The 21,733-nt window shown below is 61.6% G+C and carries 15 protein-coding genes; 3 read left to right on the plus strand and 12 right to left on the minus strand.

The annotated features are described in order from the left end of the window. Positions 1 to 8: 8 nt before the first annotated feature. The 3 genes from N8H74_RS00540 to N8H74_RS00550 all read right to left on the minus strand — a co-directional run bounded on the left by N8H74_RS00540 (position 9) and on the right by N8H74_RS00550 (position 3,413). The gene (locus N8H74_RS00540) at positions 9 to 1,259 is read right to left on the minus strand and encodes a sarcosine oxidase subunit beta (RefSeq protein WP_030139293.1); all 1,251 of its coding nucleotides are present in this window, start codon (positions 1,257 to 1,259) and stop codon (positions 9 to 11) included. Between the two features lie 20 nt (positions 1,260 to 1,279). Continuing rightward, positions 1,280 to 2,533 (minus strand): serine hydroxymethyltransferase, encoded by a 1,254-nt coding sequence (gene glyA / locus N8H74_RS00545; protein ID WP_262145817.1) that lies wholly within the window; start codon positions 2,531 to 2,533, stop codon positions 1,280 to 1,282. Between the two features lie 169 nt (positions 2,534 to 2,702). Next, a complete protein-coding gene (locus N8H74_RS00550; protein ID WP_262145818.1) occupies positions 2,703 to 3,413 on the minus strand; it encodes a conjugal transfer protein TraX in 711 nt (236 codons plus the stop codon). 127 nt (positions 3,414 to 3,540) lie between these two features. On the opposite strand from N8H74_RS00550, the gene N8H74_RS00555 reads away from it, so the two are divergent. Next, positions 3,541 to 4,581 carry a low specificity L-threonine aldolase gene (locus N8H74_RS00555; RefSeq protein WP_007959802.1) on the plus strand — a complete coding sequence of 347 codons (1,041 nt, stop codon included), beginning with the start codon at positions 3,541 to 3,543 and terminating at the stop codon, positions 4,579 to 4,581. A gap of 112 nt (positions 4,582 to 4,693) precedes the next feature. Next, a complete protein-coding gene (locus N8H74_RS00560; RefSeq protein ID WP_262145819.1) occupies positions 4,694 to 5,518 on the plus strand; it encodes an NAD(P)-dependent oxidoreductase in 825 nt (274 codons plus the stop codon). 190 nt (positions 5,519 to 5,708) lie between these two features. Here N8H74_RS00560 and gbcB read toward each other — a convergent pair whose 3' ends face one another. Continuing rightward, positions 5,709 to 6,809 (minus strand): glycine-betaine demethylase subunit GbcB, encoded by a 1,101-nt coding sequence (gene gbcB / locus N8H74_RS00565; RefSeq protein WP_217829522.1) that lies wholly within the window; start codon positions 6,807 to 6,809, stop codon positions 5,709 to 5,711. 281 nt (positions 6,810 to 7,090) lie between these two features. On the opposite strand from gbcB, the gene gbcA reads away from it, so the two are divergent. Further along, positions 7,091 to 8,386 (plus strand): glycine-betaine demethylase subunit GbcA, encoded by a 1,296-nt coding sequence (gene gbcA / locus N8H74_RS00570; protein WP_217829521.1) that lies wholly within the window; start codon positions 7,091 to 7,093, stop codon positions 8,384 to 8,386. Between the two features lie 105 nt (positions 8,387 to 8,491). Here gbcA and N8H74_RS00575 read toward each other — a convergent pair whose 3' ends face one another. The 8 genes from N8H74_RS00575 to dgcB all read right to left on the minus strand — a co-directional run bounded on the left by N8H74_RS00575 (position 8,492) and on the right by dgcB (position 21,687). Next, entirely contained in the window at positions 8,492 to 9,736 is a 1,245-nt protein-coding gene (locus tag N8H74_RS00575) for a metallophosphoesterase (RefSeq protein WP_217829520.1), read from the minus strand. 25 nt (positions 9,737 to 9,761) lie between these two features. Further along, entirely contained in the window at positions 9,762 to 11,630 is a 1,869-nt protein-coding gene (locus tag N8H74_RS00580; RefSeq protein WP_262145820.1) for a hypothetical protein, read from the minus strand. 137 nt (positions 11,631 to 11,767) lie between these two features. Further along, complete coding sequence (locus N8H74_RS00585; protein ID WP_262145821.1) at positions 11,768 to 15,220, minus strand: GMC oxidoreductase; 3,453 nt, start codon at positions 15,218 to 15,220, stop codon at positions 11,768 to 11,770. Positions 15,221 to 15,715: 495 nt separating this feature from the next. Then, the gene (locus N8H74_RS00590) at positions 15,716 to 15,994 is read right to left on the minus strand and encodes a hypothetical protein (RefSeq protein WP_262145822.1); all 279 of its coding nucleotides are present in this window, start codon (positions 15,992 to 15,994) and stop codon (positions 15,716 to 15,718) included. Next, entirely contained in the window at positions 15,994 to 16,623 is a 630-nt protein-coding gene (locus tag N8H74_RS00595; protein WP_262145823.1) for a hypothetical protein, read from the minus strand. The genes N8H74_RS00590 and N8H74_RS00595 overlap by 1 nt, the downstream gene beginning before the upstream one ends. 1,111 nt (positions 16,624 to 17,734) lie before the next feature. After that, positions 17,735 to 18,505 (minus strand): electron transfer flavoprotein subunit beta, encoded by a 771-nt coding sequence (locus N8H74_RS00600; protein ID WP_262145824.1) that lies wholly within the window; start codon positions 18,503 to 18,505, stop codon positions 17,735 to 17,737. Positions 18,506 to 18,520: 15 nt separating this feature from the next. Continuing rightward, positions 18,521 to 19,741 carry an electron transfer flavoprotein subunit alpha/FixB family protein gene (locus N8H74_RS00605; RefSeq protein ID WP_262145825.1) on the minus strand — a complete coding sequence of 407 codons (1,221 nt, stop codon included), beginning with the start codon at positions 19,739 to 19,741 and terminating at the stop codon, positions 18,521 to 18,523. Beyond that, complete coding sequence (gene dgcB, locus N8H74_RS00610; RefSeq protein ID WP_262145826.1) at positions 19,741 to 21,687, minus strand: dimethylglycine demethylation protein DgcB; 1,947 nt, start codon at positions 21,685 to 21,687, stop codon at positions 19,741 to 19,743. The genes N8H74_RS00605 and dgcB overlap by 1 nt, the downstream gene beginning before the upstream one ends. Positions 21,688 to 21,733 lie beyond the last annotated feature (46 nt).

Genomic DNA, 21,733 nt, shown 5'->3' on the forward strand with positions numbered 1-21,733 from the left:
TTCTCCTGTTAGTGGGCGACAGCCGCAGCGCCGTGTTCGTCGATGAGGGCGCCGTTGTGGAAACGGTCGATGGAAAACGGTGCGGCCAGCGGGTGCATTTCACCCTTGGCCAGGCTGGCGGCAAACACGTTGCCCGAGCCGGGGGTGGCCTTGAAGCCGCCGGTGCCCCAACCGCAGTTGAAGAACATGTTCGGCACCGGGGTTTTCGAAATGATCGGGCAGGCGTCCGGGGTGGTGTCGACGATGCCGCCCCACTGACGGTTCATGCGTACACGCGACAGCACCGGGAACATTTCGACGATGGCCTGGATGGTGTGTTCGATCACCGGGTACGAACCCCGCTGGCCGTAGCCGTTGTAGCCGTCGATACCGGCGCCGATCACCAGGTCGCCCTTGTCGGACTGGCTGATGTAGCCGTGCACGGCGTTGGACATGATCACGCTGTCGATGATCGGTTTGATCGGCTCGGACACCAGCGCTTGCAGCGGGTGGGATTCGACCGGCAGACGGAAACCGGCAAGTTTCGCCATGTGTCCGGAGTTGCCGGCGGTGACCACACCGACGCGCTTGGCGCCGATGAAGCCCTTGTTGGTTTCAACGCCGATACACACGCCGTTTTCCTTGCGGAAACCGATCACTTCGGTCTGCTGGATCAAGTCCACGCCGAGGGCGTCGGCAGCGCGGGCGAAGCCCCAGGCCACGGCATCGTGACGGGCCACGCCGCCGCGACGCTGGACGGTCGCGCCCATCACCGGGTAGCGGGTGTTCTTGGAGCAATCGAGGTACGGGATTTCGTCCGCGACTTGCTTGGCATTGAGCAGCTCGCCGTCGACGCCGTTGAGGCGGTTGGCGCTGACCCGACGCTCGGAATCACGGATGTCCTGCAGGGTGTGGCACAGGTTGTAGACGCCACGCTGGGAGAACATCACGTTGTAGTTCAGGTCCTGGGACAGACCTTCCCAGAGTTTCATCGCGTGTTCGTACAGGTGCGCCGACTCGTCCCACAGGTAGTTGGAGCGAACGATGGTGGTGTTGCGCGCGGTGTTACCGCCGCCCAGCCAGCCCTTCTCGACCACGGCCACATTGGTGATGCCGTGCTCCTTGGCCAGGTAGTAGGCGGTCGCCAGACCGTGCCCGCCACCGCCGACGATGACCACGTCGTAGACCTTTTTCGGGGTCGGCGTGCGCCACATGCGCTGCCAGTTTTCGTGGTGGCTGAGGGAGTGTTTGAAGAGGCCGAAGCCCGAATAGCGTTGCATAGTCATTTACTCCAGAACGCTCAGCGATAAACCGGGAAGTCTGCGCACAGGGCCGAAACCTGCTGGGCGACGTTGGCCTCGACATCGGCATCGCCGAGGTTGTCGAGGATGTCGCAGATCCAGCCGGCCAGGGTCACGCACTGCGCTACCTTGAAGCCACGCGTGGTCACCGCCGGGGTGCCGATACGCAGGCCGGAGGTGACGAACGGCGACTGTGGATCGTTCGGCACCGCGTTCTTGTTCACGGTGATGTGGGCACGGCCGAGGGCGGCGTCCGCATCCTTGCCGGTCAGGCCCTGACGGATCAGGCTGACCAGGAACAGGTGGTTGTCGGTGCCGCCGGACACTACATCGTAGCCACGTTTGACAAATACGCTCGCCATCGCCTGGGCGTTGTCGATCACTTGTTGCTGATAGGCCTTGAAGCCCGGCTCCAGCGCTTCCTTGAAGCACACCGCTTTACCGGCGATGACGTGCATCAGCGGGCCGCCCTGGGCGCCGGGGAACACCGCAGCGTTGAGCTTCTTCTCGATTTCTTCGTTGGACTTGGCCAGGATCAGGCCACCACGCGGACCGCGCAGGGTCTTGTGGGTGGTGGTGGTGACCACGTCGGCAAACGGAATCGGGTTCGGGTACAGACCGGCGGCGACCAGACCGGCGACGTGGGCCATGTCGACGAACAGCAGCGCGCCAACCTTGTCGGCGATCTGGCGGAAGCGCGGGAAGTCGAGGGTCTTGGAGTAGGCGGAGAAACCGGCCACGATCATTTTCGGCTTGCACTCGAAGGCCAGACGCTCGACCTCGTCGTAATCGATCAGCCCGGTGCTGGTGTCGATGCCGTACTGCACGGCGTTGTACAGCTTGCCCGAGGACGACACCTTGGCGCCGTGGGTCAGGTGACCGCCGTGGGCCAGGCTCATGCCGAGAATGGTGTCGCCCGCTTGCAGCAGCGCCAGATAAACAGCGCTGTTGGCGGAAGAGCCGGAGTGCGGCTGGACGTTGGCGTAATCAGCACCGAACAGTTGCTTGGCGCGCTCGATGGCCAGGGCTTCAACCTTGTCGACGTGCTCGCAGCCACCGTAGTAGCGCTTGCCCGGATAGCCTTCGGCGTACTTGTTGGTCAGGCCACTGCCCTGCGCCTGCATCACGCGCTTGCTGGTGTAGTTCTCCGACGCGATCAGCTCGATGTGATCTTCCTGACGTTGCTCCTCGGCGTTCATCGCCGCCAGCAGTGCATCGTCGTAACCCTGGATCTGGTCTTGCTTGCTGAACATCGCGTCTCTCCCAGCGGCATCTGTGCGCCATTCGTCTCGGTAAGGCACCGGCAATTCGGCGGTGCCCTTTTGATGCGATGGTATGACCGGCTTCAAGAGGTCAAATGCCTACGGACGCCACGCAAAGGTGCGTTTACGACATAGCCTGAAAGCGACAGTCTCTTGAGCGTCAGGCAATTGCCTGGCGAAGGGCGAGCAACAGGAGGAAATGCGCCGGATACAGCGCGTACGCCCAGCGCCGCATGGGCGGTACTGAAAGCGACCTGGCGTGTCGCAACAGGAACATTCCCAGCCCTGGCGCGACCAGGCATGCACCGAGGCCAAAGATCGCCACGCCGTTGCCGAACTGTGCCGACTCGAGCAGCACCCGCCACTGATTCGCCGCCAGACACACCAGCCCCGGCAGCAGGCTGAAATACCAGGGCCGACCCGTCACCAGCAGCAACGCCAGCGGCAGCAGCACGCCGAACAGACCGAACATCAGTCGCTCGGCAAACAGCACGGCCAGCAACAAGGCAACTGCGGCCAGCAGTCGCGAACCCGGCGCCCGGTCCTGCCAGCCCCGCGCCACCAGCAAGCCCAGCGCCAGAGTCGGCATGACGTTCAGGGTGTCAGGCTCGGGAATGTACAAACGGTAGGGTATTTCACTCACGGCGCTGAACAGCAGCAGCCAGCCCGGATACCGCCACCCGGTCTTGCGCGCGCCGCTTCGCGCCAGGTTCGCCGCCATCGCCAGGCAGAACCACGGGAACGCCAGCCGCCCCGGCACATACAGCCAATCGGCGCTGATCCCGACATATCGCAGGTGATCGAGCAGCATGCTCAGCAACGCCAGCCACTTGAGCAGATCCAGCGCGCCGTCGCGTCGGCTCAGGTGCATAATCGGCCAGCGTCCATGTAAAGTTCTGCCAGCGACATCCCGTGTGCTCCCCGGATGATCTTCGGTAAAGTGCGCACCATCATTGACCAACGCAGCGCCACAAGCGCCGCGATCACGGAAGCCGGCCATGACCGACAAGAGCCAACAATTCGCCAGCGACAACTACTCCGGTATCTGCCCCGAAGCCTGGGCTGCCATGGAACAGGCCAACCACGGCCACCAGCGCGCCTACGGCGACGATGAATGGACAGCGCGGGCCTCTGATTATTTCCGCAAACTGTTCGAAACCGACTGCGAAGTGTTCTTCGCCTTCAATGGCACCGCCGCCAACTCGCTGGCGCTGTCGTCGCTGTGCCAGAGTTACCACAGCGTGATCTGCTCGGAAACCGCCCACGTCGAAACCGACGAATGCGGCGCCCCGGAATTCTTCTCCAACGGCTCAAAACTGCTGATCGCCGGCACCGAAAACGGCAAGATCACCCCGGCCTCGATCCGCGAAGTCGCGCTCAAGCGCCAGGACATCCACTACCCGAAACCCCGTGTGGTCACCCTGACCCAGGCCACCGAAGTCGGCAGCGTCTACACCCCGGAAGAAGTTCGTGCCATCAGCGACACCTGCAAGGAACTGGGCCTGAACCTGCACATGGACGGCGCGCGATTCTCCAACGCCTGCGCCTTCCTCGGCTGCTCGCCGGCGGACCTGACCTGGAAGGCCGGCGTCGACGTGCTGTGCTTCGGCGGCACGAAAAACGGCATGGCGGTGGGTGAAGCGATCCTGTTCTTCAACCACAAACTGGCGGAAGACTTCGATTACCGCTGCAAACAGGCCGGGCAACTGGCCTCGAAGATGCGCTTCCTGTCGGCGCCGTGGGTCGGCATCCTGGAAAACGACGCCTGGCTCAAATACGCCCGCCACGCCAACCACTGCGCACAACTGCTGGCGGAGCTGGTCAGCGACATTCCGGGTGTGGAACTGATGTTCCCGGTGCAGGCCAACGGTGTGTTCCTGCAACTCTCGGAACCGGCTATCGCCGCCCTGACGGCACGCGGCTGGCGCTTCTACACCTTCATCGGCAAGGGCGGCGCACGCTTCATGTGCTCCTGGGACACCGAGGAAGAGCGCGTACGCGAACTGGCCCGCGACATCCGCGAAGTCATGTCGGCCTGACGCACCGCACGGATCGTTCCCACTCACAGGGAACGATCCCCCCGCTTCGTTTGCCCTGGTCTACATTGTCTGTCGAGCCTCCGCTCACATAACAATAAGCAGGAGCATCCGCATGTCGCTACAAGGCAAAACCCTGTTCATCACCGGCGCCAGCCGTGGCATCGGCCGTGAGATTGCGCTGCGCGCCGCCAGGGACGGGGCCAATATCGTCATCGCCGCCAAGAGCGCCGAAGCGCATCCCAAGCTGCCCGGCACCATTCACAGTGTCGCTGAAGAAGTCGAGGCGGCGGGTGGCAAGGCCCTGGCCCTGCAAGTGGATGTGCGCGATGAAGACGCGGTGCGCCAGGCGCTGGCCCAGGCCAATGAACATTTCGGCGCCATCGATGCGCTGGTGAACAACGCCGGGGCGATCAAGCTCACCGGGGTGGCACACATCGAACTCAAGCGCTTCGACCTGATGCACCAGATCAACACCCGCGCGGTGCTGCTGTGCAGCCAGGCGGCCCTGCCCTATCTGAAAAAATCCGCCGGACACATTCTCAACCTGTCGCCGCCACTGAACCTGGCGACCAAATGGTTCGCCCAGTACAGCCCCTACACCGTGACCAAATACGGCATGAGCATGCTGACCCTGGGCATGAGCGAGGAGTTCGCCAATTACGGGATCAGCGTCAATTCATTGTGGCCGCAGACCATGATCGCCACGGCGGCCATCGAGTTTCAGCTGGGCAACCGGGAGTCGTTCAGGCATGCACGGACGCCGGCGATCATGGCGGATGCGGCGCAGGTGATTCTGGGCAGCAGCGGGCGGGCGATTACCGGACGGTTGTTGATTGATGAGGAGATTTTGCGGGAGAGCGGCGTGACCGGGTTTGATCATTACCGCTTTGAGCCAGAGAGTGATGCGAAGTTGATGACGGATTTGTTTGTCGATTGATCAGTGTGTCCGTGAGCCCCTCCCCTCACCCTAGCCCTCTCCCAAAGGGAGAGGGAACTGACCCAGGTGTTTATCCGGGGTACGCCGACGTGAAATACCGAGTCGAACTCAGGATCTGAAAAGCTTACAAATCGGCTCCCTCTCCCTGGGGAGAGGGGTAAACCTAGCGCAGGGGCCGCCCCAACGCCGATCAGTATTCGATCCGCACATCCCCTTTAGGCACGCTGCAGCACGACAGAATGTACCCTTCGGCCTCGTCGTCCTCGGTGATCCCGCCGTTGTGATCCATCTCCACCTCACCACCCAGCTTGAGCACCTTGCACGTTCCGCAGATCCCCATGCCGCAGGCTTTCGGGATCATCAGGCCGACCTTGGCCGCCGCCGCATGCACGGTTTCGCCCGGGGCCACGCGGATGCTCTTGTCCGAGGAGGTGAACTCCACCAGATGCAGGTCCGCCGCATCGACTTCCGGTGCTTCCGCCGCCTGTTCGGCCTGCTCCACCGCATCGGCGCGAGCTTCCGGTGGTGTGGCGCCGAAGGATTCCTCGTGGTAGCGCTTCATGTCGTAGCCGGCGTTTTCCAGCAGGCGCTTGACCGCGTTCATGTACGGCGTCGGGCCGCAGCAGAACACTTCGCGCTCAAGGAAGTCCGGCACCATCAGTTCCAGCATCTTGTGATTGAGGTAGCCGCGATACCCGGCCCACGGCTCGCCCAGGCCATGCTTTTCACAGATCAGGTGCAGGCTGAAGTTGTCGATCCGCGACGCCATGTGTTCCAGCTCGCGGTGATAAATGATGTCTTTCGGCGAACGGGCGCTGTGGATGAACGTCATGTCGACGTTGCCGTTGGTGTCGTAGAACCAGCGTGCCATCGACATGCACGGCGTAATGCCCACGCCACCGCTCAGGTACAGCACTTTCGGGCTCGGGAAGTCGATGGCGTTGAACAGCCCGACCGGACCGTGCACCGCCAGCTCCTGGCCTTCGTGCAGAGTGTCGTGCAACCAGTTGGAGACCTTGCCTCCCGGCACGCGCTTGATGGTCACCGAAAAGCTGTACGGCACCGACGGCGAGCTGGAAATGGTGTACGAACGCATGATCGGCTGGCCTTCGATTTCCAGCTCCAGGGTCACGAACTGCCCCGGCTTGAAGAAGAACAGGATCGGCTGGTCGGCCATAAAGCAGAAAGTGCGCACATCCCAGGTTTCCTGGATGACTTTGACGCAACGGACAATGTGTCGGCCATTGGCCCAGGTCTGGGTGGTGACCGGATTCAGGAAGTTGTTGGACATGCTGTTCTCCACGGCCGACTGCCGGCCTCATGTCGGCGATTTTGCGTATAGCGCAGACCGTCCGTTTACCTATCCGCGACATTGACATACTTATCGCGACCAGCCGCCAACCACCGGGGGTTGCGCGTCGGGAACAGATTGCACCATGTCGCCCATGGATAAGGTTCCACCCTGCGCCGGCCCCACACTCGCCCCAACACAAAACGCTTTCCTTACACCTTGCGTAGCAACCCTGATCAGCCACTTTCGCGGCCACGCAGATGGCCTTGAGGAATACATCGATGGACGTCACCGCAAAAATCAGCCTGGGCGATCCGCTGGAACCCGCACGCAAGGCCACCGCACAAATGCTGCAAGAGCGCGAGCGCACCTTCTCGCTGCCGCAACCGTTCTACAGTGACGAGCGGCTGTTCGATATCGACATGCAGGAGATCTTCCAGAAAGAGTGGTTGATCGCCGGCATGACCTGCGAAATCCCGGCCAAGGGCAACTACCTGACCCTGCAGATCGGCAAGAACCCGATCATTGTCATTCGTGGCGCCGAAGGCGTGGTGCATGCGTTCCACAACGTCTGCCGCCACCGTGGCTCGCGTCTGTGTACCAGCGACAAGGGCAAGGTCGCCAAACTGGTCTGCCACTACCACCAGTGGACCTATGAACTGGACGGTCGCCTGCTGTTCGCCGGCACCGAAATGGGCGCCGACTTCGACATGAACCAGTACGGCCTCAAACCGGTGAACGTGAAGACCGCCGGTGGCTATATCTTCATCAGCCTGGCGGAGAACCCACCGGCCATCGATGACTTCCTGTCGACCCTGAACCACTACATGGAACCCTACGACATGGAGAACACCAAGGTGGCGATCACCACCACCTTGATGGAAAAGGCCAACTGGAAGCTGGTGCTGGAAAACAACCGCGAGTGCTACCACTGCAACGGTTCGCACCCGGAACTGCTGAAAACCCTGCTGGAATGGGACGACGTCACCGACCCGCGCGCCGACCAGGCGTTCAAGGATCACGTCGCCGCCTCCGCCGCTGCCTGGGACGCCGAGAAAATCCCTTACGCCCACGCCAGCTTCGGCCTGCGTAACCGTATCGTGCGCATGCCGCTGCTCAAGGGCACCGTGTCGATGACCATGGACGGCAAACAGGGCTGCGCCAAACTGATGGGCCGGATCAAGAACCCGGACCTGGGTTCGATGCGCATCCTGCACCTGCCGCACTCGTGGAACCACTGCATGGGCGACCACATCATCGTCTTCACCGTGTGGCCGATCAGCGCTCAGGAAACCATGGTCACCACCAAATGGCTGGTCCATAAGGACGCGGTCGAGGGCGTGGACTACGACGTCGAGCGCATGCGCAAGGTATGGGACGCGACCAACGACCAGGACCGTCGTCTGGCCGAAGAGAACCAGCGCGGGATCAACTCCACCGCTTACCAGCCAGGGCCGTATTCCAAGACTTATGAGTTCGGCGTGGTCAACTTCGTCGACTGGTACAGCGAGCGGATGCTGAACAACCTCGGGGCCGAGCCGGCGCCTTATCTCAAAGGCGTGCCGGTGCAAGGCTAAAAGCAACAGCTTCGCGGGCAAGCCCGCTCCCACAGGGTACGGTGTACACCACCGACCACTGTGGGAGCGGGCTTGCCCGCGCATAGGCCCCTCACATTCACTGCATCATCTGGATGACCAGCGCACGCTGCCATCCTCGCCGATGAACTCCTCGAAAATCTCCTCCCCCACCAGCCTGATTTTCGCGTAGCCGTTCAGCACCCGATCCGGATACGACGGATCCTGCGCATTCTTCGTTTCCGAAAACAGCACCCGCGAATGCCCGTTCAACTGGCTGGTGGTGCCGTAGGGAATGGCACCATGCCCGGCACACCGCGCATGCAACCCGCCCTGCGTCGCGTAGACGATGCCGTTGTGCAGATGCCCCCAGTACCAGTAATCCGGCTCGCGGCCGAGGGCGTCGCACACCGGTTGATACAGCGCGGTCTTGTTGTGCCCGGTGATGTCGAAGCCCTGGTGATGGCTGAGCACCATGAGCTTCTTGCGTTTGGGCAGCGCCTTCATCCACTCGATCTGCGGTTTGTTCAGGGTGCCGTCCATGTACAGGTTCATCACGTCCGAGGCGTACGCCGTGTCCAGCCCGACGATCAGCCAGTCATCGTTGACCATTGCGAAATAACTGGTGCCCTGCTGTCCCGGAAACCGGTGCGCCAGTTCCTTGAAGTAACCATGGGCGCCGCTGTACATCTCGTGGTTGGAATTGAGCGTGAACGAGCCGTGGGTGCCCATCGGCCAACCGGCCATGTCGGTGTCTTCCTGGGAGTGGGTGCCGGCGTAATACACATCGCCCAGGTGGATGGTGAAGTCGGCATTGGCCAGTTGCATCTGGTTGGCCACCGCCACCGCCGGGGCGTGACTGTTGAACGGTCCGGTGCCCCAGTCGCCGGCAATCGCCAGGGTCACGTCGCGCGCCATCGTCACCATCGCCGGGTCGGTGCCGAAGGTCGCGTGATGGCGCAGGTTCTCGATCCACTTGAGCAGCGCCTCGCTCCACAAAAGATCCAGCAGTTCCCATTTGCGACAACCGAGCAACGTGCCGTCCTTCAGCACCCGGGTCTGCAACTGATCGGTGGACTGCGGCAGCGGCGTGGCATTGCCGATGCGCAGGATCGACAGACCGTGGGCCAGCTCCCACGGCACGCCCGGTTCGTCGTCCGGCAGATCGCCGTGCTTGAGCACGTACTGCGCCTGATCGTGCCCGCGCTGCAGCAACTTGATGATCGCTTCGAACTCCTTGGGCTCCAGATCGCTGATGAGCTTCATCCAGGCCATTTCCACCCGCGTGAGCAAGCCGTGCAGACGTACTTTGACCTTGTCGTATTCGTGTTTCAGATGACCGACCGCTGACATGGCGTAATCCTCTATCCGTAAGGGCTCACAGGGTTTTCATGAACTCGATCAGGGCGCGTTTATCGACGTCGGAGAGCGTCGTGCCGTACAGGTGACCGCTGTTGTGATTGCCCTCCAGGCGCGTGTCGTACTTGAAGTCGGCGGAGGCTTTGGCCTGGGCGCCGCTGGTGACGAAACCGACGTTGACCGGGTCGTAGATGTCGGAGCCGGTAATGAACACCTGCGGACGTTTTTCCGGCGGTTGCAGCAAGTCCCACAGGGTCGGCACCGAGCCGTTGTGCAGGTACGGCGCACGCAGCCAGACGCCATCGGTGGGGGTGTTGCTGTAGCTCTGGGTCTTGCGGTAGGCACCGAAGTCGAACGGCGGTTTCTTGAAGGTGTGGAACGCCGCCACCAGCCCGGTGGTGAACGAATCCAGCCGGTGCTGATCGGTGCCTAACTGGTCGATTTGGGTGGTCACCTGACCGGTGTCGCTGCGACCGAAGTCATGGCAACCGGCGCAGTTGGCTTCCCAGATCGGTTTGCCCTGCGCGACTTTCGCCTGATCCAGCGCCCACGGCCAGGCCGGTGCCTTGTGGCCGAGCAGCCAGTTGGTCACGCGATTGAAGCTCGGCGGCAGCACCGACTCCGGCGTCGCGCCCACGGCCATCGCGGCGGCGTAGTTGCGTTCGTGGATCTTGTTGTTATTGCCGTCCCAGTGCAGGTACATCGACTCCCGGGGCTTCTGGTTCCACACTTGCGGCAGATCGACGGTGCCGATGGTCGAGTCATCCGGGAAGCCGAACACCACCATTTTCGTCGGGTTAAAGGTGTCGGTACGCCCCGGCCCCTGTGGCGGCCGCAGTTTCTGCCAGGCGTAGGCCTGTTTCTGCTTGAGCAGCGCAGTCTTGGCCATCGGCATGATCAGGTAGCGGTTGTAGATGCGCTCGAAAAAGCCCAGCTGGAACTTGGCATTGATCGCCGTCATCAGCGCATCGGTGGTGAATTTCGGATCACTGGCGCAATCGTAGGCGAACCACTGGAAGGCCTGCAGTTGCAGGGTATTGGCCGGGGCGCTCGGCACGTTGGTCGCCACGTCGCTGGCATTGGCCCGGTAGGAGCCGGTGTGGCACAGCGCGCAGTTCGGCTCGACGGTCGGGTAACCGATCTGCCGCTTGGCCATGCCGATCGGCAGGTCGTTGCCGTTCTCGAACAGGAAACCAAAGACTTCCCAGCCACCGGGTTTGGGCATTTTTTCCGGGCACATCTGCGGCAACACGGAGAACAGGTAATACGGAATCCGCGCCTCGATACCCAGGCCGATGGCGGCGTATTTGTAGTGATCTTCGTCGGAGGCGTATTGCTGCTCCGGCACCACCCGCAACATCTGATACCAGGTCTCGTAACCGATGAACCCCAGCACCGCCACCACGACCAATGTGCCGACCTTGAACCCGTGGCTCTGCCAGCGTCGCGCCCAACCGGCCTTCCACTCGCGCCAGCCCTTGCACAGCAACGCCAGCGGCCGGTTTTCCGGGGTGTTGCCCAGGTACAGGAGGATGCCGAGGATCAGGAAAAAGCTCAGGTCACCCATGAGCATCGGCACGAACACCGAACCCTGGATGCTGGTGTTGATCAGGTAAATCCAGAACACCACGGCGATCAGCCGCGTCAGGACGCAGAGCCAGGAATGCACCACGTAGCGCGGCGCGTTGAAGCCCGACGGCATGTAGAACACGCTGATGCCCACCAGCAGCATCCCGGCGTTTTCCAGCCACGGATCGGAGAGTTGCGGCGGCAGGCCGACCACCGATGTCAGCAACCCCGGCGCAAACAGCGCCGGGATCGCAAACACCATGTTCATGGCAATGCCGAGCCAGATGAAGCGTTGAAACCAGCGGATATAGCTGTCCATATCATCCATTTCCTTGTGCAGACCACAGAGATGCAGCGCCAGACCTGTCGCTTTCGCGAGCAAGCCCGCTCCCACATTGGAATGCGGTGCTCTTGTGGGAGCGAGCTTGCTCGCGAAGCAGTCGACTCAGTCTGAAGTCAGCCGTTGGCCGTTTTCTCCAGGTGTTCAAGGATCAGTGGATACACATCGACCACCGCGTTCTTGCCGAACATGCAATCGATGTGGCCATAGCCCGGCACCACATGCCGGCTGTAGCGCTCCGGCCCGTGTTTTTCACAGACCCGCTGATAGGTCTTGAGGGTGCTTTCCGGCAGGTAGCACTGGTTTTCCGCGCCGCTGATGAAGCAGATCGGCATGGTCAACCGGTCGAAGTGCGGCATGTACACGTCGTTGCCCTTGAAATCCACCAGATGCCCCTTGCGCACGATCAGCGCCAGGTGCTCGAAGGTTTCGATGTTCGACTCGCCGAACAGCTCGTGCAGGTTGTCGTGCAGGGTTTCGTTGAGGGTGTCGTGGCGGTACAGCGAGGCGTACATGAAGGTGATGCGGTGGCACACCGGGTTGGTGCAGTAGCCCTGGGCCTCGATCCGTGCGTAGCCATTGAGGGCCTTGTCGTAGAGCCGGTTGAACCAGTTTTCCTTGCTGTCGGCGTAAGCGGTCATCGACTTGATGCCGATGGCGTCGAGCATGCCCGGCAGGTGCAGGCCGGCCTTCAGACCGGTCGCGGTGGCAACCACCGTGTCGGCGGCAATCTGCGAGCAGACCACCGAACGCACGCCTTGCAGCCCCGCCAGCAGCGACATGAAGAACGTCGTCGCGCCGTAGCAATGCACCACGCATTGCACGTCTTTGGCGCCGGTCTGTTGCTGGATCTGCCCGATGGCAGCCTTGAAGTCGTACTGGGCGATCTGATCGCCGTTCCATTCCTTCTTGCTTGCCGGCAGCAGGATGCTCACCCGGAAATCCAGCAGCCACACGTCGTACTCATGCTTGCAGAGGAATTCCAGCAGGTTGGTATGGATGGTGTCGGTGGAAAAGATGTTCGAACCCACGCCCAGGCCATGGACCAGCATCACCGGCCCTTTGCTGCCGGCCTGATAGCGAGTCAGACGCAGCTCGACGCCATCCTCGGTGGGGAAGAAATGCACATTCGGCGGCGGCGCATCCAGCGGCCGTTTCAACCGTGGCGGCGCGTCCGGGTTGAAGTAAATGTCGCCGGCAAACACCCCGCCGTAGCTTTCCCAGAGGATCCCGGCGAAGAACTTGCCGAAGCGTGCCAGGCCTTCAATGCGCTCACGCTCGTTGCGCGCGTTGAGCACTTTCATGGTGGTCATCTGCTTGGCGAAATCGGCGGGCAGGATGTGCATCACCCCGGAGCCGATCACCTCGCCGGTCTTGTCCGGCCCGCGATACAGCGTCACGTAGAGGGTGCTGGTGTCGTGCCAGATATTCAGCACGCCGTTGTCTTCAGGCACGGTCTTGAAGGCACTGAAGTAGTAGTCGTTGCCGTCCTCGGCGGTCAGTTTCATGTCGTATTTCATGTGCCGCGTATCGACTTGCTGCTCGTACTGCTCGAACAGGTTGAACACGCCATTGCTGGCGGTCAGCGGCTGCGGCGAGAGCATCGGTGCGTTGACCGTGCCGACAATCGTCGCGGCATGTTCCGGCTCCTTGATCATCCGGTTGAGGTCGTTGGCGGTGATGGTCAGGGTGAAGTCGATCGGCGAATTGTCCGCCTCGCCGCGTTTGGCGGCGGCCTCGTAGACCTTCAGATCGTCACTTTGCGCAGCGGTGAAGGCCCGGGAGAAATAGCCCTTCATGGTTTCGGTGAACTGCACGCCGAGGGTCGGCGGCGCCACCGGTTTGCGCGGTGCCGACGGCAGGCTGTAGTCGATGTGCCAGCCCTGATCGGCGGCCAGCAGGCCCATGTTGCGCTCGCTCACGGCGGAGATGGTCAACAGCGGATTGACTGCCAGCGACGTTGGAATCACTGCGCCGTCGGTCACATACAGACCGGCGTACACCTCCTTGCCGCTGGCCCCGCTGAAGACTTGACCCTTGTGGTTGACCACGCCTTGCGCGGCGTCCTCGCCCATCACGCAACCGCCCAGTGGATGCACCGAGACGATGCTGTGCTTGAGCAGTTTGGTCCAGATCGGGTTCTCCACCCAGACGCCGCCCAGGGCCTTGGTGCTCTGGTACAGCCGCTCGTTGCCGAGTTTGAAGTTCTCCTGCTCGCCGACGCCCGGCCAGTCGATGCGCAACTGATCCTTGCTGTCGAGCAGCATGCGCCCGTTGCCGCTGTCGTGGCTCATGATCAGGTAGGTCTGCATGCCGTGCAGCGCACCGTGATACGGGCCGCGCAGGAAGCTTTCGACTTCACGCTCCTTGTATTTGATCTTGCCGCCGAGGCTGGTGTCGGTGGCCTTGCCGATCAGTTCGGCAAACCCGGCCATTGCCGGCACCATCGGCCGGCCGAGGGCGCCGGGAATCGAGCCTTCTTCGATGACCATGCGGCTGCGCCAGTCGCCTTCGGTGCGCATGTCGATGATCGAGGTGATGCATGGGCCGACCGGACTCAGTTCCTTGGCCGAATGCGCACCAAAACCGATGCCGTTGATGGTCTGTTCGCAGTTGTGGCCGAAGCCGAGGATGTCGCCGTTGCCGCTCATGTTCTCGCCGAGCTGGCCGGACATCGCCAGGCCTTTGTCCCGCGAGCGCAGGAGGATTTCGGTAGAGCCGAGGGTGCCGGCGGACACCACGACGATGTCGGCCTTCACGAACAGGGTCGGCGCCGAGAACTTCTCGCGGCCGCTGTCCAGGTATTGGAAATGCACGATCCAGCCATCGCCACTGCGCTCCAGATGCCGCACCTCGGCCTGGCAGAAAATCTCCGCGCCGTGGTTCCAGGCGTCCGGCAGGTAGTTCATCAGGGTGGTGTTCTTGGCCTTGTTGTTACAGCCCGAGACGCAGTCACCGCAGTGGTTGCACGGCAGTTGCTCGACGCCGACATGGTTGAGGTTGTTCGGCAGTTTGTCGAAGGTCACGTTGATCGGCGGCTTGTAGAAATGCGCGCCTTGCTTGAGGAAATCCGCGGATTTTTTGTTGGCATCGAGCTTGGGCAAGTTCGGCGCGCTGCTCGGGTAGGGGTTGGGCTTGAGCATCTCCCGCGCCCGTTCGTAGCCATCCCTGAGCAGCGTGTCGCGATGCTCGCGCACTTCCAGCGGCCAGCGCGGGTCGTCGAACACACCGGGTTCCGGCTCCAGCGAAACGTTGGCATTGATCAACGAGGTGCCGCCGAGGCCGCAGCCGACCACCACGTTCTGCTGGGCATTGACGTGCAGGTCGAACAGCCCGGTGCGTGAACCGATATGGCCGTCCGGGTCATGGACCTGCAATTCCTCGGTGGCGGCGATCATGGTGTTGGGGTATTCGCCGGGCTGGATCTCCCGGCCCCGCTCCAGCAGACACACCCGTCGCCCGGCCCGGGACAACCGCGACGCGGCAATACCACCGCCGTACCCGGAGCCGATGACGATCACGTCGTAGTGTTCTTTGATCTCGCTGATAGGCGTTGATATCCGTGTCATGAGGGGGTTCCTCTCTCAGGCTGATGGGGCAACTCTGCGGTTGCCTGCAATCAATGGGCGAACGAGCACCTGGCCTCCGGTGTGAACCGGCGGCAGCAAACGGTTTGGGCGGAAATCCGGCGCTACAGACGAGCGCGCTGATTGGTGGCGCGACGTAACGTGCGCTTGCGCGGCGAGGGGCGATGGCGGTGCGGGCGGCTATCCATCATGCGTTCTCCCAGAACCTGATGTGGATAAGTGACGGCTGTCCTTGTGCCATTGCAGTGAAGACAGCGCAGGATTCGAAGTCAAGGCACGCCCTTAGAACTGTACGAAATGTGAGCAATCGCCATTTTGACTATGACAGACAGGGCTTGCCGGGTTTGGCGAACAAGTTATCCACACGTCCATCCACCGCTTATGGGGATAAATTGAAAATGACGCCGCTGCATCCCGCAAAAAAACCGATGCCCTGCGCAACCGGGCATCGGTCTTTAGCACTCCTGAATCGTTGGTTCACCAGTTCCACGAGCTAATAATGCTCTGCGCCAGCGAATAAATGCGGTTTATGTCGGAAGAGTCGGGCGGCCGCTTATAGTCGGGGTCAACTTTTATCAATAACTCATCGTATAAACGATCGATCCGTTCTTCGGTTCTTTTCTTATCGCGCTGACGAAGAACATCCAGTTTCGCTTTATTATCTACAAGCGCTCTGTTTTCTTCGAGATTCAATGCGCGACACCACTCACCTTCAATAGGATTAATGAACGGTGGCGGCCCTACTGGCTTATTCATCAGGAGAACCAGCCGGTAATCCAGCTGACCACCGAATTGAAGGTACTGGTAATTTTTTCCCAAACATTTTTCAGCCAATTAAGGATATTTTTTCCTACTTCGACAAAGAAGTCGGTGATCTTGTCCAGAACGGCATTGAACAAACCACCAAACGTTTCCATGAAGCCGACCACCGCATCGCCGCTTTGCGGAAACTTGTCTATTTGCGCAATGGCCTCATCGTACATTTTGTCGATACGCTTATTGGCCGCTTCCTGATCCCGCTTGCGCAGTTCTTCAAGCTTTTTCTTGTAATCCGAAGTATCCGTCGAACCTGAGTTCTCAAAGGCCTCCGTGGCCTTGGTCAATTCAGTCTCGGACTGATCCGCCTGCCCTTCCCCGGCCTCCCGCGCCTTTGGCTCCAGATACCTCACCGCCGGATCATTGGAACTGTTGGTGCTGACGTAAAGACTGCGCAAATGAATCTGCTGCAAATGCGGGGACGCCATCAGCACACCACGTGCGGAGCCCGCGGAACGCTGTTTGGCGTGGGTGCGCATCTCATTCAACAGTTCAACATACGCACCTTTGGACGGTGCGACCGCTGCGGCGGCAACGGACTTTACTTCGGACTTGGCTGCTTTAGACATTTCCATAACTCCTTGTAAATTGGGTGTTACCAGTTCGCCATATAATCGAGCATGCACCAACATCCTGGACAGGCTCGCCATTCCTTCCCGACATTTCGCTCATCGGTAGCTGATATAAACTTCCAGATACGCGATATCGCGCCATTCAATCAGCGGCCATTAAGCGGAAAGCGTTTTATGGACAACGTTATTAGTTGATTCGCGTGAAACAATCCATTGCATGACTCCTGCACAGAGGCATGAGAAAAACGTGTTGAACAACCTTGTTCACTTCATCGCGAGGGAGATTAAAGTCGGCAAACAAAGTAATGTCAAACCGCCAGATATACGCAAAGGAACCTGAAGTTATTTGTATTTGCTATATATCCGGATACGCTGCCGCGCGCCGTTCAACAACCGCTGTGCGGGAACCGCCTGGCGCCAGATATGAGCAAAGAACCCGGTCAGCCGGCGCGCTCCTCAGGCTGAATGTGATCCTGTTCAAGTTATCCACATTTAGATCCGCAGCAATGCTGAACAACCCGATTCTGCGTCCAGATTTTACTGAGCCAGCCTCAGAAAATCCTCGACTTATCAAGAATCAAGGTTTTCCCCACGGATTGACTATTTTTTGATCTTTCTCCTGAACGCCACGTTTTATAAGGGCTGTAGAGGATGGCGAACACCTTATCCACAGAAGCGCCAACAGAGATCGGGGGTAAGTTTCGCAGCGCTGTGGAAAAGCACCGCCGGCTGGGGAAAATCGAGGGCTCTGGGAAGGTTATCGAGCCTCGCAGCGGAATTTGATCGTTTTTTGAACAAACACCTGTAGGCCACGGATTGTATGGGTTACAGCCGATAGCGAACATCTTATCCACAAAAGCGCCAACAGAGATTGGGGGCAACTTGGATCGTCGCTGTGAAGAAAATAGGTGGAAAAACCGCGAGTTAGCCTGGTTGTTTTTTGATCGCAGGGCTGGAGGGCTTGATTGGCGTGGGGTCGGGGGATAGGCGAACATGTTATCCACAGAGTCGCCAACAGGGATTGTGGGTAAGGTCCGGATTCGGCCCTGACAACAGACCGCTGCCCTCACCTCAGTCCTCTCCCCGAGGGCTGAGGTGAGGCACTTTGTCAGCGGACGACGCCTTCTTCAATCAGCAACTTGAGAATCGCCTCGGCCCCCGCCTGCGCCGTCACGCCCTTGAGTACCTGACCACCGCCGCCACTGGCCTTGGCCGTCGCCGCTTTCATTCGGTCGGCGCCGCTCTTGGCCTTGATCACCTTCAAGCGCTTCGGCCGTGGCTTGGCCGGTTGCAGACTCGCCACCGCCAGCAATTCATCGTCCACCACTTGCACTTCCTGCGCCTGCAACACCCCGCGCCGGGCCGGGCCGTAGGCGCTTTGCCGAGGCTTGGGCGCGGCGTTATCCACAGTCGCCAGAAACGGCAGACGCACCTTCAGCCGGCGACGTTGCCCACGAGGCAACGCTTGCAGCACCAGCGCCGAACCGTCGCCGATCGACTCGACCTGCGCCAGCCCGACCACCAGCGGCCAGCCCAGCCCTTCGGCCAGCAGAAACGGCAACATGCCCGAACCTTCGCCGGTCTCCGCCTGGCTGCCGGTCAGCACCACCTGGGCGCCGGCATCGCGCAAATAAGCGGTCAACGCCGGCAACGCATCGGCGCCGGCCGGTTGCTCCAGCACATGCATCTGTTCCAGGCCCATGCCCAGATAGGCGCGTAGCGCCGGTTCAGCGATATCCCCGGCATGCAGCACTTGCAGGTTATCCCCGGCCAGTTGCAGGCCCAGTTCCACGGCGCGCGCATCCTGTTCGGCGCGACGTGGCCGACCGGAGGTCGGGTGGGCGCCGATGGAGACGAGGCTGATGACATTGGTATTCATGACTGTGTCCTTCCCTTAAGCCGCATCGCGCTTGGCTTCATTGCGGTAAGCCGCCACCGCCGCGATCAAGGCCTGCAGAATCTCCGCGCTCTCGCCGATCACCGACAAATCAGCGCGCTTGATCATGTCGCAACCGGCATCGAGGTTGATCGCCACCACCTTGTCGCAGGCGCCGATGCCTTGCAGGTGCTGGATCGCCCCGGAGATGCCCACCGCCACGTACACCCGCGCGGTGACCCAGGTTCCGGACGCACCGACCTGGCGATCGCGAGCCATGAAGCCATCGTCCACTGCCACCCGCGAGGCGCCTTCGGTGGCGCCGAGTGCGGCAGCCGTCTCGTGGAACAGCGCCCAGTCCTTGACCCCGTTGCCGCCGGAGAAGATGAACTCCGCCTCGGCCATCGGAATCGCCGCCGGGTCCACCGCCACCGCGCCCAGATCCTCGATCCGCGACAGGCTGCGCGCGACACTTGTGGACAACTCCACCGGCAGCGCTTCGTGGCGGGTTTCGCTGACCGGTTCCGCACATTCCGCCGAGGCCAGGATCAAGCGACCCAACGGCCGGGCCAGGTCTTGCAACCCGGCGCCAGCACGGCCGATGCATTCCTGATCCTTGACCTGCCAGACCCGCGTCGCCGGACGCTCGCCCAGCGCAGCGGCAAAGCGTCGGCCCAACTCACCGCCACCGCTGCGGCTGTCCGGCAGCAGCCAGTGACGCGGATTGAACTGGTTATCCACAGCCCGCAGGCCCTGCACCCGTTGTTCCGGGGCATAACCGCTGAATTCATCACCGTCGAGCACCAGCAGACGGTCAACACCCGCCGTGGCGAAAGCGCTTTCCTTGTGCTCGCCGAACACCACGGCCAACACCGCGCCGTCACTGCCGGCCAGTTGATGGGCAAGACCGAGCAGGTCGCGGTCGTGGCTGCTCAGGCGGCCGCCGACCATGTCCGGCACCACGCTGATGTAGAACGCCGGCGCCGGCACCTGATGCAGCGGCAATTGCACTTCCACTGCCGCCGAGCGTTTGACCGCCCCACCCTGCTGGGCGCCGCTGCGGTCGATACGCTTGATGCCGTTGGGGCCGATGAAGCCGATCCCATGCAGATTCTTGCGGACGATGCCGTTAGGCCCCATCCAGCTGTGTTGCGCCGGTTGCATGGCTGCGTGCAGCGGATGCAGACGGTTACGGGCGATCCATTCGGCGCGTGGGTCGCGGCGGATAATGTCGCTCATCAATGCACCTCCGCAGGTTCACGTTTGGTCGCCGAGGCGGACTTCGGCGTTTCGTCTTCAAGCAACGCATCGGCCACCAGTTCGGCGATGTCCTTGATCAGCGGACGCGGCTCGACCACGCCTTCGAGCATCGCCGTGCATTGTGGACAACCCACCGCCACCAGTTCGGCACCGGTCTCGCGGATGTCTTCCATGCGCATGTCGGGGATCCGCTGCTTGCCCGGAATGTCGGTGATCGGCGCCCCGCCACCACCGCCGCAGCAGCGCGAGCGGAAGCCGGAGCGTTGCATTTCCTTGACCTCGATGCCGAGGGCGCGCAGTACCTGACGCGGCGCCTCGTACTCGCCGTTGTAGCGGCCGAGGTAGCACGGATCGTGATAAGTGACGCTGTCGCCTTTGTGCTGCCCGAGGTTCAGCGCACCGGCCTGAATGATCTCCGCCATGTAGGTGCTGTGGTGTTGCACGAGGTAGTTGCCGTCGAAGGCGCCGTACTCGTTTTTCAGCACATGGAAGCTGTGCGGGTCGCAGGTGACGATGCGGTTGAAGCTGTATTTGGCCAGGGTCTGGATATTGCGCCTGGCGAGCAACTGGAACGTCGCCTCATCGCCGAGCCGGCGAGCCACGTCGCCGCTGTCGCGTTCTTCGAGGCCGAGCACGGCGAAGTCGATTTTTGCCGCTTTCAGCACTTTGACGAAGGCGCGCAGGGTGCGCTGGTTGCGCATGTCGAAGGCGCCGTCGCCGACCCAGAACAGCACGTCGGTGGACTTCTTGTCGCTGAGCAGATTGAGGTTCAGATCCGCCGCCCAGTTCATCCGCCCGCCCGGTGCGAAGCCGCCGGGGTTGTCGGTGGCGATCAGGTTCTCCAGGACTTCGGCGCCCTTGTTCGGGGTCGCGCCCTTTTCCAGCGTCAGATGGCGGCGCATGTCGACGATGGCGTCGACGTGCTCGATCATCATCGGGCATTCCTCGACGCAGGCGCGGCAAGTGGTGCAGGACCACAGGGTTTCGGCGTCGACCAGACCATTGACGATCGGTTGATGCGGATTGCCCGAGTGTTCACCGATTGGCTTGCCGGGATACGGGCTGCCGGCAAATTTGGCATCGCTGCCGCCAGCCAGGCCGACGACCATGTCCTGGATGAGTTTTTTCGGGTTCAGCGGCTGGCCGGCAGCGAACGCCGGGCACGCTGCTTCGCACTTGCCGCACTGCACGCAGGCGTCGAAGCCGAGCAACTGGTTCCAGGTGAAGTCCTTGGGTTTTTCCACCCCCAGCGGTGCAGCCGGGTCATTGAGATCCAGCGGTTTCAAACCGGTGGAGCGTCCGCCGCCGAAGCGCTCGGCGCGACGGTGCCAGGCCAGGTGCAGGGCACCGGCGAAGGCGTGTTTCATCGGCCCGCCCCAGGTCATGCCGAAGAACAGCTCCGACACGCCCCACAGCACACCGATCCCGAGAATCACCGCCAGCACCCAGCCGCCGAAGTTCTCCGGCAGGATCCCGGCCACCGGCAGGGTCACCAGGAAGAACGACGCGGAAAACGCCAGCAGGCTTTTCGGCAGGCGCATCCACGGACCTTTCGACAGCCGCGACGGCGGGTTGCGTCGACGCAGGTAAACGAAGATGGCGCCAACGAACATCACCGCCGACATCAGCAGCAGCGCATAGCCGAGAATGCGGTTATGCAGGCCGAAACCGTGTACCAGGATCGCCAGCACAATCGACGCCACCGCCCCGCCCGCCGTGGCGACGTGGGTGTTGGCGATGTATTTGTCCCGCGCCACGACATGGTGCAGGTCGACCATGTAGCGCTTGGGCATGGCGAACAGACCGCCGATCAGATCGACCTTCGAGGCCCGGCCCCGACGCCACATGGCCACCCGCCGCAACGCGCCGAGGACACCCAGGCCCAGGGCGGCAAACAACAGGATTGGAAGAAGGGTGTTCAACATAGGTGAAGCTCCCAAAGACCGCAGGGTCTTGCAGGTCGAGATGCCT

Source organism: Pseudomonas sp. B2M1-30 (assembly GCF_025447575.1).
In the GTDB taxonomy this organism is placed as follows: domain Bacteria; phylum Pseudomonadota; class Gammaproteobacteria; order Pseudomonadales; family Pseudomonadaceae; genus Aquipseudomonas; species Aquipseudomonas botevensis.